Origin of the sequence: Methylotuvimicrobium sp. KM2 (assembly GCF_038051925.1) — a bacterium.
Lineage (GTDB): Bacteria > Pseudomonadota > Gammaproteobacteria > Methylococcales > Methylomonadaceae > Methylotuvimicrobium.
Genome location: NZ_CP150634.1, coordinates 793,767 through 808,926, shown reverse-complemented (window position 1 = coordinate 808,926; position 15,160 = coordinate 793,767). Strand labels below are relative to the sequence as shown.

Genomic DNA, 15,160 nt, shown 5'->3' with positions numbered 1-15,160 from the left:
TATCGATACCGATAATACTGTCCCTTTCTCTCCTATGCTGCGCAATTGAACAATCATGGCCATCTTGAACTATCACCACCTTCGTTATTTTTGGGTCATCGCCAATGAAAACAACTTGACCCGTGCAGCAGAAAAACTGCACATCTCACAATCCGCACTGAGTATCCAGTTGCGCAAGCTCGAAGAAAGCTTAGGGCAAAAATTATTTGAACGCGAAGGCCGGCAGTTGATCTTGACCGAAGCCGGCCACATTGCCTTAGATTATGCGCAAGCAATTTTCCGCGCCGGTGATGAGCTATTGAGTGTCATGCAGCGCCGCGAAGCTGGAAGCCGGCTTTTATTACGTGTCGGCGCAGTTTCCACCCTATCGCGCAACTTTCAGTCGGACTTGATTAAACCATTGCTGGCTTTGGAAAATATTGAGCTGGTGCTGCACTCCGGCAGCCTTAACGCCTTGATGCAGCAAATGCAGGAACATACCCTAGACTTGCTCTTGTCCAATCGTCCGGCTCCCGACGCCCTGGATCGAAACTGGCAATGTCATTTGCTCGATGAACAGCCAGCCAGCCTAGTCTGTCAAGCGCGGACGGCCCCGGCTAACTTTCATTTTCCGGAAGATTTACACCATGCTGGATTATTCGTGCCCAGCATGGAAAGCGAAATTCGCACTGCTTTCGATTTTTTGCTCAACCAGGCCGGCGTTCGCCCCAAAATCATTGCGGAAGTGGACGACATGGCTATGCTAAGGCTATTGGCGCGTGAGTCCGGAACATTAACACTGGTGCCGCCCGTGGTGGTGCGTGACGAATTGCTGAGCGGTCATTTAGTCGAATGCGTGCAGATCATGGAAGTCAAGGAACGCTTTTATGCGATCACCCCTGAACGACACTTTCCCAATCCGCTATTGAAAACCCTATTTCAGAATTTTACACCTTCCAATCAAGAGAGATCGGAACAAAAAAAGGGGTCAGGTTGAATTATTAATTCAACCTGACCCTGAGGTATCCCCACGAAATAGCCAAATAAAACAATTTGCTATGGCTGAAAATTGATAGATATATTGATTTTTTTCATCGTTCCTACGCTCTGCGCTCATCGTTATACATAAATTGTAGGGTACGCTGCGCGCACCAAAGCCGTGCCCTAGCGGTTCGGTTGGCACATGAAATGAACATCGAGGGGTTGCCATGGTACGCACAGCGCACCCTACGCGGATCACCTAGGAGCCTGTCCGAGAATACAAGATCCAAATAAATACACACTATATATAGTTATTTTTTATAAAACATTGCACTATATATTGTGCTATAAATTTCAATTGTCGAGTTCTCGGACAGGCTCCTAGCGTTAGGTGAGGGAGATCCGAGGGTATTAAATGCAAATAAAAAGTATCGAGGTCTAATTGGTTAAGATTGCAAAAGGGTAATTTTTGACTTATTTCTGGTTTCCACGGTCCTCCGTGGGAACCCATACCTTGTCAGCCTAGGCAAGATCGGTATGCATTCCCACGCTGGAGCGGTGGGAACGAGGAATCCCTAGATCGCGATCTCGGAGCCACTGATATCCAATATCCGCAGATTTATCAAACAGCACCGTTTCCAGTTATACGATGACCTCTGTTTAGCAAGTTTACCGATATTTGTGTATAACGATGAGCACAGAGCATGGGAACGAGCGTTTTGTGGGGATACATCAGAATCCCTTTTTGCGGGTATTAGCTATGCGTTTTAATAATTAGAAGATTCCCTTACAATATCTATCTTTATTCAACGGTATCCGAATGATACCAATTCTTGCCGCGCGCAATTCAATCCTTTGTTGGCTTTTGGCGTATTGGCAATCAAACCCATGCAGAGGAGAAAGACGATGTCCGGCTATGTTGATGAAGTTGTCATTCCGTATGATCGCGACCTTGGACCGGTCCTATTCGAGCATTACGGCGCCGATACCGCAAGACGCGTCGCCGAACAAGCACCGATGGACGTACTGGAAATCGCCGCCGGCACCGGCATCGTGACGCGCCACTTGCGCAACTTATTGGCGACAGAAGCTCGCTTGACCGCAGTCGACATCAGCGATTCGATGATGGATGTAGCTCGGCAAAAGTTTCATTCGGGTGAACAAGTCACCTTCCGAAACGCCGACGCCACCACACTGCCGTTCGATGACGAAGCCTTCGATGCCGTCGTCTGTCAATTCGGCATCATGTTTTTCGACCGGAACAAAGGGTTTCGGGAGGTTTACCGCACCTTGAAACCGGGCGGTCGTTATTTATTCCGCGTTTGGGACTCCGAACGCTACAACCCGTTCGCCAGTTTAAGCTTCGAAGTTCTTAAACGATACTTTCCCTCGGAAACCCCGCAGTTTTTATTCGATCCGGTGTCCTGCCACCAAATCGACCCTCTCAAAGAACAGTTGATTCAGATCGGCTTCGACCCTGTGGTCATTTCCGTGCAACGCCATGAATACAATATTCTCGATGTGACGGCGTTCGCGCGTGCCTTGGTGTACACACCGGTGATCTTCGAAATCAGAGATAAGGGCGGCGTCGATCCAGAGGATATCGTGACGGAATTGGCCGAGGCCTTCAAAAAAGAGTTTGGCTCAAGCCCGATGTGCTATCCGATGCAAGCGATTCTGTTCGAGACGGAAAAGCCTGATGCCCGATAACCTTGATCTCAACCCGAATAACATTATGCACACTATGAAAACAAAATCTTTTATCTCCAAGTCCTATTTGGCAGCGCTGACGCTTCTTTTGACGCAGAACGTGTCTTATGCGATGCCTGGCATGGACATCCCTGCCGGCGAAAACGCAAAGCCGCACCCGTTAGCGCAAAGCATCGGCGAGCCGATCAACTCCTCGGCTTCGGAATTTGAACTGACCTACAGCGCAGATGGCAAAACGGTCGTTTTCGTTTCGACTCGACCCGGTGTCATCGAATCACAAGGCAATCCCTACAGCTTCGACATCTGGATGTCTCACAACGTGAATGGCGTTTGGCAAACCCCGATTCATCTGGGACCAAGCGTCGACCCAACCGTGGGGCCGAACATCAATACCTCTGCCTGGGAGTTGGAACCAAGCCTCTCGGATGACGGCAACGCCCTTTATTTTACCCGCTACGAACCGGGCAATCTGTCGACCGGCGATCTCTACGTAGCGCAGAAAATCGATGGCGTCTGGCAGCCGGCCAAAAATTGGAATGATGTGCCTGAACTGCCTAACCTCAACACGCCGACCGGCGAAGAACATTGCCCGATCATCGTATCGGACAGCCTGATTTACTTCAGCTACCAACAACCCGGAGTCACTCAGGACAGCGACATCTGGAAGGTCGAAAAGAAAAACGGCGTTTGGCAGAACCCCGAAAGCCTAGGACCGAGGATCAACTCCCCATACCGGGATCATTTACATTGGACCGGCCTCTCGAAGGACGGCAAAAGCCTGATCATCACCAGCACGCGCCCCGACATGGGCTCGCGTGGCGGGCACGACGAATGGATTTCCTATCAAAATCCCCAAGGCGAATGGCAAGAGCCTTTGAACCTGGGCGACACCATCAATACGGCGGGCGAGGACATGTGCTGGGCCTTCACGCCGGATGGCAAAAAATTCTTCGGCGGCTGGGGCCCGCAAGGATCCTATGATATGAATGTCATGTGGGTCAACAAAGACGACGTACCGTTACTCAAAAACTTCGACCCGATCGGCCCGCCGCCCAACTTACTAGCCAAAAACAAAGCAAAAGCCGCCAAAACTGATTAAATACTCGTTCTATTGACCATTAAACCTAAATTCGGCAGCTCAACCATGAAGCACATGAAGTTCATGAAGTATTTCAATAGATTACCTAAACATTGCAGCTAACCTTTCGGGTGAGCGAAAGTTGTTCATAAACGAATGACAAGTTATTGAGTTAACTTCTTATTCTTCATGATCTTCATGGTGAAATGCTTTTTCTAGGTTAAAGCCTTCCTACCCAAAACAGGCCGCTAGGTAAATAGGCCCCTGTAGACTTGACGGCGGCGATTGATTGCCAGGGCTGACATGAACCCAGCACCTAAATGAGCCATGATTTTTGCATCATTGCCAAATACCTAGGGAATTTAGGTGCTGGATTTAGATGCCGGGTAAACGGCGGTCCTCGATAGGCGCATCCCATACCTTTTATTCTTACGCGGCTTTTCAATCAAAAGGGAGTATTGTCTCGCACAAAGCCTATTTTTTCTTATAAAAATTAGAAGTATAGCAAGCCATCAGTGCGCCTCTAACCATCGCGGCATCATCTTTTTTATACAGTTGACTATCTTTATCGCTCATCGAAAACATGAGCCTTTTGGTTTCATTGGAAATATCCCTATTGCCGAAAACAGAATCGGCCACACAATCACAATACGACCTAGCCTGCTCGACAGGGCGCGCACGCCCTTCCTTTTGTATACAACTATCAAGAAAAGCCGATTTTACCTGAGACATACCGCTATCCTCACCGCCGCCACCGCACGCCGACAAAGCGACCACCCAAACAGCCATGATAACTGATTTATTTTTACTCATTTCATTCCTTAATTTCTTAGGCCCAAGGGTTTCAATTTTAACAGCTCAGCCCTGATTGATTAACAAAAATCAAAAGTCGGAAAAGGGGCCGGTTCTGAGGTATCCCTACGAAATAGCCAAATAAAACAATTTGCTATGGCTGAAAATTGATAGATATATTGATTTTTTCATCGTTCCTACGCTCTGTGTGGGAATGCATCCCGGGACGCTCTGCGTCCCCAGAGGTCGAAAATCCCGACAAGCGCAACCCGCATTCCTAAAGTTTCTTTCCTCGTTCCCACCGCTCCAGCGTGGGAATGCGTACCGATCTTGCCTCGGCTGACAAGGTATGGGTTCCCACGGAGGACCGTGGGAACCAGAAAATGCGCGCTTGCGGCAAGTCGTCGGGCGCTTCCTCGGCGGCAAAAAACTGCAAGGCTTGCACGGGGTAGTCGAGAATCAGATTTTTAAAGTTTTGATCGTGCATGAGTCCAATAGCTTGAGTCAACGCTTCAATTATCGTTAACTATCGACATTAGGCAAGTCGTCTTTTTTAAAGAGATGGACTGAATATTTACAAAACCGAGGTAAGCCATGCCGAAACAAATTCCAGCCGTTTGGTTTCCGACCATCAAAGCTGGCACCGGATCCGATATGTTCACCCTTCGCTTGGTGGACGCATTAAACCGGCGTAGCATTCGCGCCGAAATCACCTGGCTGCCGCATAGAGCCGAATATGCGCCTTATACCGTCCCGATACCCAAACCACCCTCATGGGCTACCGTCGTGCACATCAATTCCTGGCTGCATGACAGGTTTATTCCTAACCATTTACCCTTAGTCGTCACATTACATAGCTGTGTGCATGACCCGGCATTCGAACCGTATAAAAGTTTTTTGCAAAAACAGTATCATCGCTTTTGGATCAAAAGACTGGAAGCCAATGCGATCGAAAAAGCCGCCGCTGTCACCGCAGTCAGCCACTATACCGCACAACAAGCCGCTAAAGTATTCGGACGACAAGGCATCATTCCGCTATACAACTGGATCGACATAGACAGCTTTCAACCCGACCCTAGAGAAACACCCAACACACCGTTTCGGCTGTTGTTTGTCGGCAATCTCAGCCGCCGTAAAGGAGCCGATTTATTGCCGGTCATCATGCAGCGACTGGGCCCGAATTTTGAACTGCATTACACCGGCACAGCACAAGAACTCGGCGCGCAAGACCAGTCGTCGCACAATTTAATTCCCTTGGGACGCCTGACTTCACCAGCAGAATTGATCAAAAACTATCAACAGTGCGATGCCTTGCTGTTTCCGACACGACTGGAGGGACTCAGTCTCAGCGCCTTAGAAGCGCAAGCTTGCGGTTTGCCAATCATCAGTAGCAACGCAACTTCGATGCCTGAAATCGTAAAAGACCGCCTAACCGGCAGACTCTGCCCGATAGATGATACCGAAGCCTTTGCCGAAGCGGCCGGAGAGATGCGGGATAATCAAAAACTTTGGCGAAAGATGAAAGAAGCTTCTCGCAATAACGCGGAGCTTTTCAGTGAAAATGTGGCGGTAAACCGTTATACAGAAACCTATAAAACACTATCGTTACCCACATAGCGTTCAAAACACCGAATAGTTTCGTCCATGATCGTTATATACCTATCGCACATCAAATTTCGGCACTTTTCGCTCGCTCCCAAGCTCTTTGCTTGGGAATGCAGCCCGAGAAGCTGCAGCTTCTCGAAACCGGTAAGCAAAATCCGACGTGAAAGGTTTCCCAACGGAGCTCTCATCGTTATACATAAATTGTAGGGTACGCTGCGCGTACCACAGCCGTGCCCCTGGCGACTCGGTTGGCACATGAACATCGCGGGGCTACCATGGTACGCACAGCGTACCCTACGCGGATCACCTAGCGTTAGGTGAGGGAGGTGCTAGGATGTAGGCAATAAAGGAGGGTATCGAGGTCTCATTGGTTAAGATTGCAAAAGGGTAATTTTTCCTCGTTCCCACCGCTCCAGCGTGGGAATGCATACCGATCTTGCCTCGACTGACAAGGTATGGGTTCCCACGGAGGACCGTGGGAACCAGAAAAAACGGAAACTCGTCATTCCGCTATGGACTGGCGGGAATCCAGCGCCATGGATGGCAAGCTTTTGAGGTGCATTAGAGCCTGAATACAAGCATTATTCATTTCTGTGATGGCTTACTTAATGGCAGTGACGCTCTGCATGGAGATGATAACTTTCCTCGTTCCCACCGTTCCAGCGTGGGAATGCATACCGATCTTGCCTCGGCTGACATGGTATGGGTTCCCACGGAGGACCGTGGGAACCAGAAAATATCCGCAGATTTATCAAACAGCACCGTTTCCAGGTGTACGATGACATCTGTTTAGCAAGTTTACCGATACTTGTGTATAACGATGAGCGCCGGAGCGTGGGAACGATAGGGGGGGTGTGAATCAGTACAGAAACGCTTGTTTGAGAATGTAGGATGCGGTGAACAGCGTGAACCGCATCCTACGGGCTAAGGCAAGACCGGCATGCATTCCCACACTGGCGCGAAGGGAACGAGGAAAAGCCGACTATCTTGACACCCGTTAAAAAACAAAATCGGCATTATTGCAGCAATGCATCCAAAGTATCGGCAGCAAAAATGCGCCCGGCCCACTTTTCGAGTTGTCGAGTGTCGGCTTGTTGTATGCGCTGTTCGGCCCACGCTGGCAAATCACCGTATTTCAAACGAATTTGCATGCTCAACAAGTGAGCGGCTTCTTTTCGAACGCCGCGTTTCTCGCCGCGTTTCTCGCCGCGTTTCTCGCCGCGTTTCTCACCTATTTTTTCACCTTCCTTCATGCCTTCATTTTTCCATTGCAGGGTCCAATCGGTCATTTGTTCTGCTAACATGGCGTCTACCTCATTCAGTTCTTGATACTCAGGGATGCTGTCTTGTTTTAATTTTACGCGCAATAGGCGACTTAACCAAATGGCAAAGCTTCGACGAATGTCTTGATATTGCGGCGTTTTCAGTTGTTGGTGCAAGCGCTGAATACAGGCCCGCATGTCATCCGGCGTGCGGCAATGTTCCATGGCAATCAGATGCCCGACCAGATTGTTAGGATGCTTTTGGCTGTAGTCTTTCGGGGCGTCTTTCTCTTGCAATAAAAAATAACTCAGGCGCGGCGTGTAAGCACTTAAGGCGGGATGCACCGAATCAATCAAGCCGTCTATGGCTACCGGGCCTGTCCAGTCCGGTGAACCATTATAAATGACGATGGGCATCACCGGCGGCAGTTTGTCGCCTTTTTTCAGGGACTGGGAGCGGATGATGTCTTGATAGAGCAGGCCCATATAGGTCATCACGCGATTGGCCATAAAATAGTCGTCGCTGGATTGAAATTCCAGCAGCAAATAGAGATACAGCCAGGTGTCTTTAAATTTCAGCCGCCAGATGCTGTCATCGTGACGCTGGCGTAAGTCATCGGTAACAAAACTGGCTTTATACGGTTCCAGAGTTTTAAAGTCGATAGCGTCCAGCCAGTCGGGATGAACGAAGCCGGTGATTAAGTCTTCGACCAGGCGCGGGTGACTGAATAGCAATTTATAGCCGGTGTCGTGCTTCATTGATTTTTTAGTGTTCATGGTTTTCGCATAGGATTTCACCTGTAACATATATTGCTGAGAACCCAAAAACATAAATGAGAACTGAGAAAACTAGCACCGCCAATCAGGCTTGTACGGGGTAGTCGAGAATCAGGTTTTTAAAGTTTTGATCGTGCATAAGTTTTTTCGATTAAGTTGCGCGGAATGTAGGATGTGATGAACAACGTGAACCGCATCAATCGCGAACGATGCGGTTCGTGCCTCACCGCATTCTACGCGCTCTGCCAGATAGATGATATCGAAGCCTTAGCCGAAGCGGCCGGAGAGATGCGGGACAATCAAAAACTTTGGCGAAATATGAAAGAAGCTTCTCGCAATAACGCGGAGCTTTTCAGTGAAAATGCGGCGGTAAACCGCTATATCGAAATCTATAAAACACTATCGTTACCGGCATAGTGTTCAAAACACCGAAAGTTTCGTGCATGATCGTTAAAATCACCGTTATTTCTAATAGCCCATTCGCTCGTTCCCAAGCCCTTTTCTTGGGAATGCAGTTCGAGAGGCTCCAGCTTCCCGAAACCGGTAAGCAAGATCTGACGTAAAAGGTTTCCCAACGGAGCCTTGGAAACTGCGCAGAGAACCTGAAGATAATTGGCGCCAAACTTAAGAGAATACACCCTCTCATTCCGCCAGAAATTAGCGAAATCCTAGGAGTAATGCCTTGCGCAACATGAACCGCATCGCTCGCGATCAATACAGCTCGATCCCCACCTTATCCCACGAGCTACGGTTTGAATAACTGCTCCAACGTATCGACAAATAAAATACGCTCTACCCATTGATCCAACTGAGACTTATCGGCCTGATTGATTTTTTCTTCCACCCAGATGGGAAGTTCACCGAACTTCAGTTGTATTTGTTTGGTCAGCGTTTGAGCTTCTCCCCTGATTTCCCCTTTGATTCCCCCCTTGATTTCTCCTTCTTTTCGGCCTTCTTCTCTTAATATCTGTGCCAATCCCATACGATCCTCCGCTTCAGGTAAATAGTCATTACGATAGGTTTCAATTTCTGCGTCGGTCAAATCCGCGTAATAATCGACAAAGTCGACGTATTTTAGTTGCTTATTCGGGTCTTGTTCCAGTAGCGCCAAGCCCAATTGCGCATCGTGGTAGATGTCCAATTTTTGACCTTTGGCATAGCGCATATTCGGTAAGTTCAAACGAGCGACGATATTATCGCTGTCGCGGTAAGCATCCGCCGAAAGGTTCTTCAGCTCACAAGCGATATAGCGAAAACTCAGATAATTATGCCGCTCACCGCCTAAATGCAATTCGTAAGAATGACGCCCTCGATCCAGAAAAATCACAATGGGAACTACCCGGTCGGTTTGCGCCAATTCAGCTAAATCCAAGCAGTAATGCGCCAGGCGATAAATCGAAAAGCGCCTGGCTTCGGTTTCTTCTTCTAGAAAAAACAAAATCACTTCGCGCCGTCCATCGAGCCATTCGACCAGCAACGGCGTGTCCAGTTCGTGAAAGCGGTCGCCGAGCCGTTCCTTTAGTTGTTCCTGACGAAACGGGATAATGCGCGCTTGCGGCAAGTCGTCGGGCGCTTCTTCGGCGGCAAAAAACTGCAAGGCTTGCACGGGGTAGTCGAGAATCAGGTTTTTAAAGTTTTGATCGTGCATGGTTTAGGCCTCGTTTCCACACTCCGGCGCTCGCTGTTATACATAAACTGTAGGCTAATTTTTTTTTGAGACGAGCGCATGATACAAACGCCAACCCGCCCGATTATCGACTAAATCATGCGTAAACGCTCTCACTTCAGCGCGTCTTCGCCGACATGAAAAACGTCGAAAGTACCGAAGGTAATCACGCGCATAAACTAATCGATAATGGATAGCGTGTAGGTCGGGTTAGGCGTAGCCGTAACCCGACTATCCAGGAACTGCCGAAATTTGAAGTGCGAAAGGTATAATACAGTATCTAACATCAACCTATTGATCGCAGCAATCAACCCTATCACATCTTTTGGCTCTACTAACTACCCATTAACGCCATGATCGACTATTTCTGGTAGCCCACCTGTTTTAAACCCAACAACAGATGTACCACAACGCGATAACTCGCAATCCGTAGGCCGTCAATAGGCGATAGCCATATTGCGACGTATGTTGGTCTTTAACCATTCGACGCAACGCTAGCGCGAATACATCCTACGCGGGCTAAAAAACGCAATTTTTTTGAAACAAATCCTGCTGATTTCCTCGTTCCCACCGCTCCAGCGTGGGAATGCATACCGATCTTGCCTCGACTGACAAGGTATGGGTTCCCACGGAGGACCGAGGGAACCAGAAAAAACGGAAACTCGTCATTCCGCTATGGACTGGCGGGAATCCAGTGCCATGGATGGCAAGCTTTTGAGGTGCATTAGAGCCTGAATACAAGCATTATTCATTTCTGTGATGGCTTACTTAATGGCAGTGACGCTCTGCATGGGGATGATAACTTTCCTCGTTCCCACCGTTCCAGCGTGGGAATGCATACCGATCTTGCCTCGGCTGACATGGTATGGGTTCCCACGGAGGACCGTGGGAACCAGAAAATATCCGCAGATTTATCAAACAGCACCGTTTCCAGGTGTACGATGACATCTGTTTAGCAAGTTTACCGATACTTGTGTATAACGATGAGCGCCGGAGCGTGGGAACGATAGGGGGTGTGAATCAGTACAGAAACGCTTGTTTGAGAATGTAGGATGCGGTGAACAGCGTGAACCGCATCCTACGGTCTAAGGCAAGACCGGCATGCATTCCCACACTGGCGCGAAGGGAACGAGGAAAAGCCGACTATCTTGACACCCGTTAAAAAACAAAATCGGCATTATTGCAGCAATGCATCCAAAGTATCGGCGGCAAAAATGCGCCCGGCCCACTTTTCGAGTTGTCGAGTGTCGGCTTGTTGTATGCGCTGTTCGGCCCACGCAGGCAAATCACCGTATTTCAAACGAATTTGCATGCTCAACAAGTGAGCGGCTTCTTTTCGAACGCCGCGTTTCTCGCCGCGTTTCTCGCCTATTTTTTCACCTTCCTTCATGCCTTCATTTTTCCATTGCAGGGTCCAATCGGTCATTTGTTCAGCTAACATGGCGTCTACCTCATTCAGTTCTTGATACTCAGGGATGCTGTCTTGTTTTAATTTTACGCGCAATAGGCGACTTAACCAAATGGCAAAGCTTCGACGAATGTCTTGATATTGCGGCGTTTTCAGTTGTTGGTGCAAGCGCTGAATACAGGCCCGCATGTCATCCGGCGTCCGGCAATGTTCCATGGCAATCAGATGCCCGACCAGATTGTTAGGATGCTTTTGGCTGTAGTCTTTCGGGGTGTCTTTTTCTTGCAATAAAAAATAACTCAGGCGCGGCGTGTAAGCGCTTAACGCGGGATGCACCGAATCAATCAAGCCGTCTATGGCTACCGGGCCTGTCCAGTCCGACGAACCGTTATAAATGACGATGGGCATCACCGGCGGCAGTTTGTCGCCTTTTTTCAGGGACTGGGAGCGAATGATGTCTTGATAGAGCAGGCCCATATAGGTCATCACGCGATTGGCCATAAAATAGTCGTCGCTGGATTGAAATTCCAGCAGCAAATAGAGATACAGCCAGGTGTCTTTAAATTTCAGCCGCCAGATGCTGTCATCGTGACGCTGGCGTAAGTCATCGGTGACAAAACTGGCTTTATACGGTTCCAGAGTTTTAAAGTCGATAGCCTCCAGCCAGTCGGGATGAACGAAGCCGGTGATTAAGTCTTCGACCAGGCGCGGGTGACTGAATAGCAATTTATAGCCGGTGTCGTGCTTCATTGATTTTTTAGTGTTCATGGTTTTCGCATAGGCCTTCACCTGTAACATATATTGCTGATAACCCAAAAACATAAATGGGAACTGAGAAAACTAGCACCGCCAATCAGGCTTGCACGGGGTAATCGAAAATCAGGTTTTTTCAAGTTTTGATCGTGCATGGTTTAGGCCTCGTTTCCACACTCCTGCGCTCGCTGTTATACATAAACTGTAGGCTAATTTTTTTTTGAGGCGAGCGCATGATACAAACGCCAACCCGCCCGATTATCGACAAAATCATGCGTAAACGCTCTCACTTCAGCGCGTCTTCGCGCAAAACCGTCTTCGCCGGCATGATCAACAATAAGTCTTAATTGTTGCTCAAGCTCCTCATAGCAAGCGCATTTAGCGCCCGGAGTCATCTCGTCATAATCGAAGTACATCTTCCGATCTTGCGCCAAATAATGCGCTAAATCCGGCGCGAAAAATACAATAGCCTTATCCAGCAACAAAAAGTCGAAAAAAATCGACGAATAATCGGTGATTAAAAAATCGCAAAGGGGCATTAATGGATAAACATCACCCAAAGGCGCGTATTCCAGTAGATTCGGATAACGATCGACAGCATATCGCCCCTGCATAAAAGGATGCAGCTTCAACACAAAAAAACAATTATGGCGGACAGCAAACGCCGACAAGCGCGCCAAATCCATATCTTCGGCAAAAGGATTGGCTAAATCCCGGCGAAAAGTCGGTACATATAAACCGATTCGGGTACCTTGCGATTTAGCCTTGCGTACCGTAGCCAAAGCAGATAAATCAACATTGACATCCAATAAGGCCGCCGTAACTTTGTCCGGCTCCGGCCAACCTAATAACACATCGTTGCGGGGATAACCGCAAGCAATAAATTCCTTTGTATTGAAACACCGGCTAAAAGCGCGATCGGTAAAATCTTGAGATGTCGAAACGACGACATCGTATTTCGGGTAGCGACCCAGCAGCTTTTTTTGCATTTGCAACAAAAAACCGGCCCAAGCCGGCATGATCACTAAACGCTCACGATAAAGATCCAACTCGATCCGTTTTAACGGTGCGCCATGCCAGACTTGCACCCGCCTTGCGCCGCTCGACAAAGGATAAGCGCCATAATCAAACCAGTCCGACATGTCGGCAGCTAACGTAGTACATCGTAAAACAAGATATAAAGACCGCCAAGACGGATGCATGACAGCTTTCCCGCCAGCCTCAACAATCGCCTGTTGAATCGAGCGATGATCGGTCAAAAAAACAATGCGCTCGTTTGGTTTAGCAAATTGCGTAGCGGCAATAAAAAAATATTTGGAATTATCGGCAAATACAGGCCCTTGGCGACCGATGACAAGAGTCAAGTTCGGGTCGCGTTTGAATAAACACGTCAATGGATAAGCGAATAACCATGCCAAAATAGCCGTTAACAATTGTCGTAATGCAAGGAAGACTTCCCGAATCACTCGCTTGTTTGGCAATGAATTTATCACAGGAACTGCCCTCAGGATTTGGGAATCCGAATCTTCTCGATAATCGCCGTCGTCGACACCGAAGGTGTTCTAGGCAAATAAACGACCCTGCAAATGTCGGAAAACTCATCGAATTTACCGGCCCAATCATCTCCCATCACCAAAATATCGGCTAGGTGAGATTCAATATAATGGCGCTTCAACTCCATCGATTCCTCAAAAAATACCTTATCGACGCAACGCAGCGCCTGGATGATTTGTAAACGCTCATTTTGATCGTAAACGGGATAGCGTCCTTTTTTGGAATAATTCATGGAATCGGTTGAAACGCCAGCTACCAAGAAATCGCCATACTCGCGTGCTCGTTCCAAAATTCGTAAATGGCCGACATGGAAGACATCGAAGGTGCCGAAGGTGATAACTCTCATTGTGATCCTTTCAATATCTTATAAATTTCGTCTTTATAGCGTAGATGGGCGTTACCCCTATGGTTCCAAATTTTGTTGATGAAGTTTTCATACTGTCCGGAAGTATTGGCTTTTGTCGAGGAAATTATCGCGTGTTCTAATTGATCGGGATGCGTTAGTTGAACAGCAATTTGTTGTAATTGATCAAATGACGACCCCTTGACGAATGAGCCGAAAGACACAGGAACCAATATCACTGGTTTCTCTAATAAGACGTAATAAAGGCAAAGTGAAGTATGGTCGGAAACAGCTATGTCGCTGGCAACTATAAATTCGTCCCAATCGAGGGTGTCCGCAATCATAATTCCATGATCTTGGTACTTTTTTAATATATCTTTTCGCTTTCGTTCTTTTATATCGCCAAATTCGTCATGACGTGGATGGAGTGAAAAAATAAATTTATAGCTATTTGATAACTTTACCGCTTGTCCAAGCAGTTCTTCTCCCATTGTTTGATACAAAGATGAAGCTCCCCATGTAGACATGATATGCACGACTATATCGTCTTCCCCGTAGCCGAATTTATTTCGAATTTCCATTCGTTTTTCTTTCTGTAACTTAAGAATCTCATCGGCTCGAAGGTAGCCGGTCACAGTGACTCTATCAAGTAGCTCTGGAGTAAAACTTATTGCTTGTTCTTTTTCAAAATAACTTGTCGCGAACATCGTGTCATAGAAAGGCTTACCGTATGGCCGCAATACTCTACCGGAACCATACACCCCGTCTTCAAGATTGTCATTGTTGATTTTTCCTATCCAAATTCCATGATTTATATAGACTTTCTTTAAGAAGGGTGCAAGCCAAATTCCGAAGCCCCAGGGATGATTCACAAAAATAACCAGATCCCAGTTTCTGAAGAGTGCGTAGATGATGTTTACGACAGGAATGTTCCCGACACGCCTTAGTTCGCTTTTCGATATCTTCTTATTTACAAGTCTATCGTCGGCGATGGAAAACTCTAATGCGGGATCATCTTTTAATAGTGGCCAAAATTTTTTTATATGGTTCGCGGCAATACCGTTTTGTGCGATAAATAAGATTTTGAACTTTTTATTCTTAATCAGATTTTTTGAGATTACTCGATCAAGTTCAACGGCTTTCCAAACGAAAGGAGCGATAAACGGTATTGCGGACTTATTTATGAAGCGTCGTACGAGTCTTAGTAGATCGCCAAATTTAAAGTGTCTATTAGTTTTTACAGACGACATCT

Annotated in this window: 13 protein-coding genes; 6 read left to right on the top strand and 7 right to left on the bottom strand. The window is 47.6% G+C overall.

Going from position 1 to position 15,160, the window contains the following annotated elements; translation table 11 throughout:
- Positions 1 to 55: 55 nt before the first annotated feature.
- The 3 genes from WJM45_RS03610 (at position 56) to WJM45_RS03600 (ending at position 3,769) form a co-directional block, all read left to right on the top strand.
- Positions 56 to 976, top strand: coding sequence for a LysR family transcriptional regulator (locus WJM45_RS03610; RefSeq protein ID WP_341327620.1), 921 nt, complete (start codon positions 56 to 58; stop codon positions 974 to 976).
- 890 nt (positions 977 to 1,866) lie between these two features.
- Positions 1,867 to 2,670 (top strand): methyltransferase domain-containing protein, encoded by an 804-nt coding sequence (locus WJM45_RS03605; RefSeq protein WP_341327619.1) that lies wholly within the window; start codon positions 1,867 to 1,869, stop codon positions 2,668 to 2,670.
- Between the two features lie 34 nt (positions 2,671 to 2,704).
- Positions 2,705 to 3,769, top strand: a complete 1,065-nt coding sequence (locus tag WJM45_RS03600; protein ID WP_341327618.1) for a hypothetical protein — start codon at positions 2,705 to 2,707, stop codon at positions 3,767 to 3,769.
- 453 nt (positions 3,770 to 4,222) lie between these two features.
- On the opposite strand, the gene WJM45_RS03595 is transcribed toward WJM45_RS03600, so the two are convergent.
- The gene (locus tag WJM45_RS03595) at positions 4,223 to 4,561 is read right to left on the bottom strand and encodes a hypothetical protein (RefSeq protein ID WP_341327617.1); all 339 of its coding nucleotides are present in this window, start codon (positions 4,559 to 4,561) and stop codon (positions 4,223 to 4,225) included.
- Positions 4,562 to 4,889: 328 nt separating this feature from the next.
- Between WJM45_RS03595 and WJM45_RS03590 the strand changes: the two genes are divergently transcribed.
- Both WJM45_RS03590 and WJM45_RS03585 read left to right on the top strand, forming a co-directional pair.
- Entirely contained in the window at positions 4,890 to 5,066 is a 177-nt protein-coding gene (locus WJM45_RS03590) for a hypothetical protein (RefSeq protein ID WP_341327616.1), read from the top strand.
- A gap of 68 nt (positions 5,067 to 5,134) precedes the next feature.
- Complete coding sequence (locus WJM45_RS03585; protein WP_341327615.1) at positions 5,135 to 6,157, top strand: glycosyltransferase family 4 protein; 1,023 nt, start codon at positions 5,135 to 5,137, stop codon at positions 6,155 to 6,157.
- A 1,004-nt stretch (positions 6,158 to 7,161) separates the two neighbouring features.
- Here WJM45_RS03585 and WJM45_RS03580 read toward each other — a convergent pair.
- Positions 7,162 to 8,184, bottom strand: coding sequence for an Rpn family recombination-promoting nuclease/putative transposase (locus WJM45_RS03580; protein ID WP_341327614.1), 1,023 nt, complete (start codon positions 8,182 to 8,184; stop codon positions 7,162 to 7,164).
- A gap of 177 nt (positions 8,185 to 8,361) precedes the next feature.
- Here WJM45_RS03580 and WJM45_RS03575 point away from each other — a divergent pair, with 177 nt between their 5' ends.
- On the top strand, positions 8,362 to 8,601 hold the full coding sequence (locus tag WJM45_RS03575) for a hypothetical protein (protein ID WP_341327613.1): 240 nt from the start codon (positions 8,362 to 8,364) through the stop codon (positions 8,599 to 8,601).
- Between the two features lie 328 nt (positions 8,602 to 8,929).
- Here the strand turns inward: WJM45_RS03575 and WJM45_RS03570 are convergent, their stop codons facing one another.
- The 5 genes from WJM45_RS03570 to WJM45_RS03550 all read right to left on the bottom strand — a co-directional run bounded on the left by WJM45_RS03570 (position 8,930) and on the right by WJM45_RS03550 (position 15,158).
- Complete coding sequence (locus tag WJM45_RS03570) at positions 8,930 to 9,832, bottom strand: hypothetical protein (protein ID WP_341327612.1); 903 nt, start codon at positions 9,830 to 9,832, stop codon at positions 8,930 to 8,932.
- A 1,195-nt stretch (positions 9,833 to 11,027) separates the two neighbouring features.
- Positions 11,028 to 12,026, bottom strand: a complete 999-nt coding sequence (locus WJM45_RS03565; RefSeq protein ID WP_341327611.1) for an Rpn family recombination-promoting nuclease/putative transposase — start codon at positions 12,024 to 12,026, stop codon at positions 11,028 to 11,030.
- Positions 12,027 to 12,220: 194 nt separating this feature from the next.
- A complete protein-coding gene (locus WJM45_RS03560; protein ID WP_341327610.1) occupies positions 12,221 to 13,504 on the bottom strand; it encodes a CDP-glycerol glycerophosphotransferase family protein in 1,284 nt (427 codons plus the stop codon).
- Positions 13,505 to 13,515: 11 nt separating this feature from the next.
- A complete protein-coding gene (locus WJM45_RS03555) occupies positions 13,516 to 13,911 on the bottom strand; it encodes an adenylyltransferase/cytidyltransferase family protein (protein ID WP_341327609.1) in 396 nt (131 codons plus the stop codon).
- Positions 13,908 to 15,158: a CDP-glycerol glycerophosphotransferase family protein gene (locus WJM45_RS03550; RefSeq protein WP_341327608.1), complete on the bottom strand. Its 1,251-nt coding sequence runs from the start codon at positions 15,156 to 15,158 to the stop codon at positions 13,908 to 13,910. The genes WJM45_RS03555 and WJM45_RS03550 overlap by 4 nt, the downstream gene beginning before the upstream one ends.
- Between the last annotated feature and the right edge of the window lie 2 nt (positions 15,159 to 15,160).

What these genes read in the sequence shown, in the direction of transcription:
- WJM45_RS03565 (WP_341327611.1), bottom strand. Translation starts at nt 12,026, where the DNA reads ATGAACACTAAAAAATCAATGAAGCACGACACCGGCTATAAATTGCTA.
- WJM45_RS03585 (WP_341327615.1), top strand. Translation starts at nt 5,135, where the DNA reads ATGCCGAAACAAATTCCAGCCGTTTGGTTTCCGACCATCAAAGCTGGC.
- WJM45_RS03570 (WP_341327612.1), bottom strand. Translation starts at nt 9,832, where the DNA reads ATGCACGATCAAAACTTTAAAAACCTGATTCTCGACTACCCCGTGCAA.
- WJM45_RS03590 (WP_341327616.1), top strand. Translation starts at nt 4,890, where the DNA reads ATGGGTTCCCACGGAGGACCGTGGGAACCAGAAAATGCGCGCTTGCGG.
- WJM45_RS03575 (WP_341327613.1), top strand. Translation starts at nt 8,362, where the DNA reads ATGAACAACGTGAACCGCATCAATCGCGAACGATGCGGTTCGTGCCTC.
- WJM45_RS03610 (WP_341327620.1), top strand. Translation starts at nt 56, where the DNA reads ATGGCCATCTTGAACTATCACCACCTTCGTTATTTTTGGGTCATCGCC.
- WJM45_RS03605 (WP_341327619.1), top strand. Translation starts at nt 1,867, where the DNA reads ATGTCCGGCTATGTTGATGAAGTTGTCATTCCGTATGATCGCGACCTT.
- WJM45_RS03600 (WP_341327618.1), top strand. Translation starts at nt 2,705, where the DNA reads ATGAAAACAAAATCTTTTATCTCCAAGTCCTATTTGGCAGCGCTGACG.
- WJM45_RS03580 (WP_341327614.1), bottom strand. Translation starts at nt 8,184, where the DNA reads ATGAACACTAAAAAATCAATGAAGCACGACACCGGCTATAAATTGCTA.
- WJM45_RS03595 (WP_341327617.1), bottom strand. Translation starts at nt 4,561, where the DNA reads ATGAGTAAAAATAAATCAGTTATCATGGCTGTTTGGGTGGTCGCTTTG.
- WJM45_RS03550 (WP_341327608.1), bottom strand. Translation starts at nt 15,158, where the DNA reads ATGTCGTCTGTAAAAACTAATAGACACTTTAAATTTGGCGATCTACTA.
- WJM45_RS03555 (WP_341327609.1), bottom strand. Translation starts at nt 13,911, where the DNA reads ATGAGAGTTATCACCTTCGGCACCTTCGATGTCTTCCATGTCGGCCAT.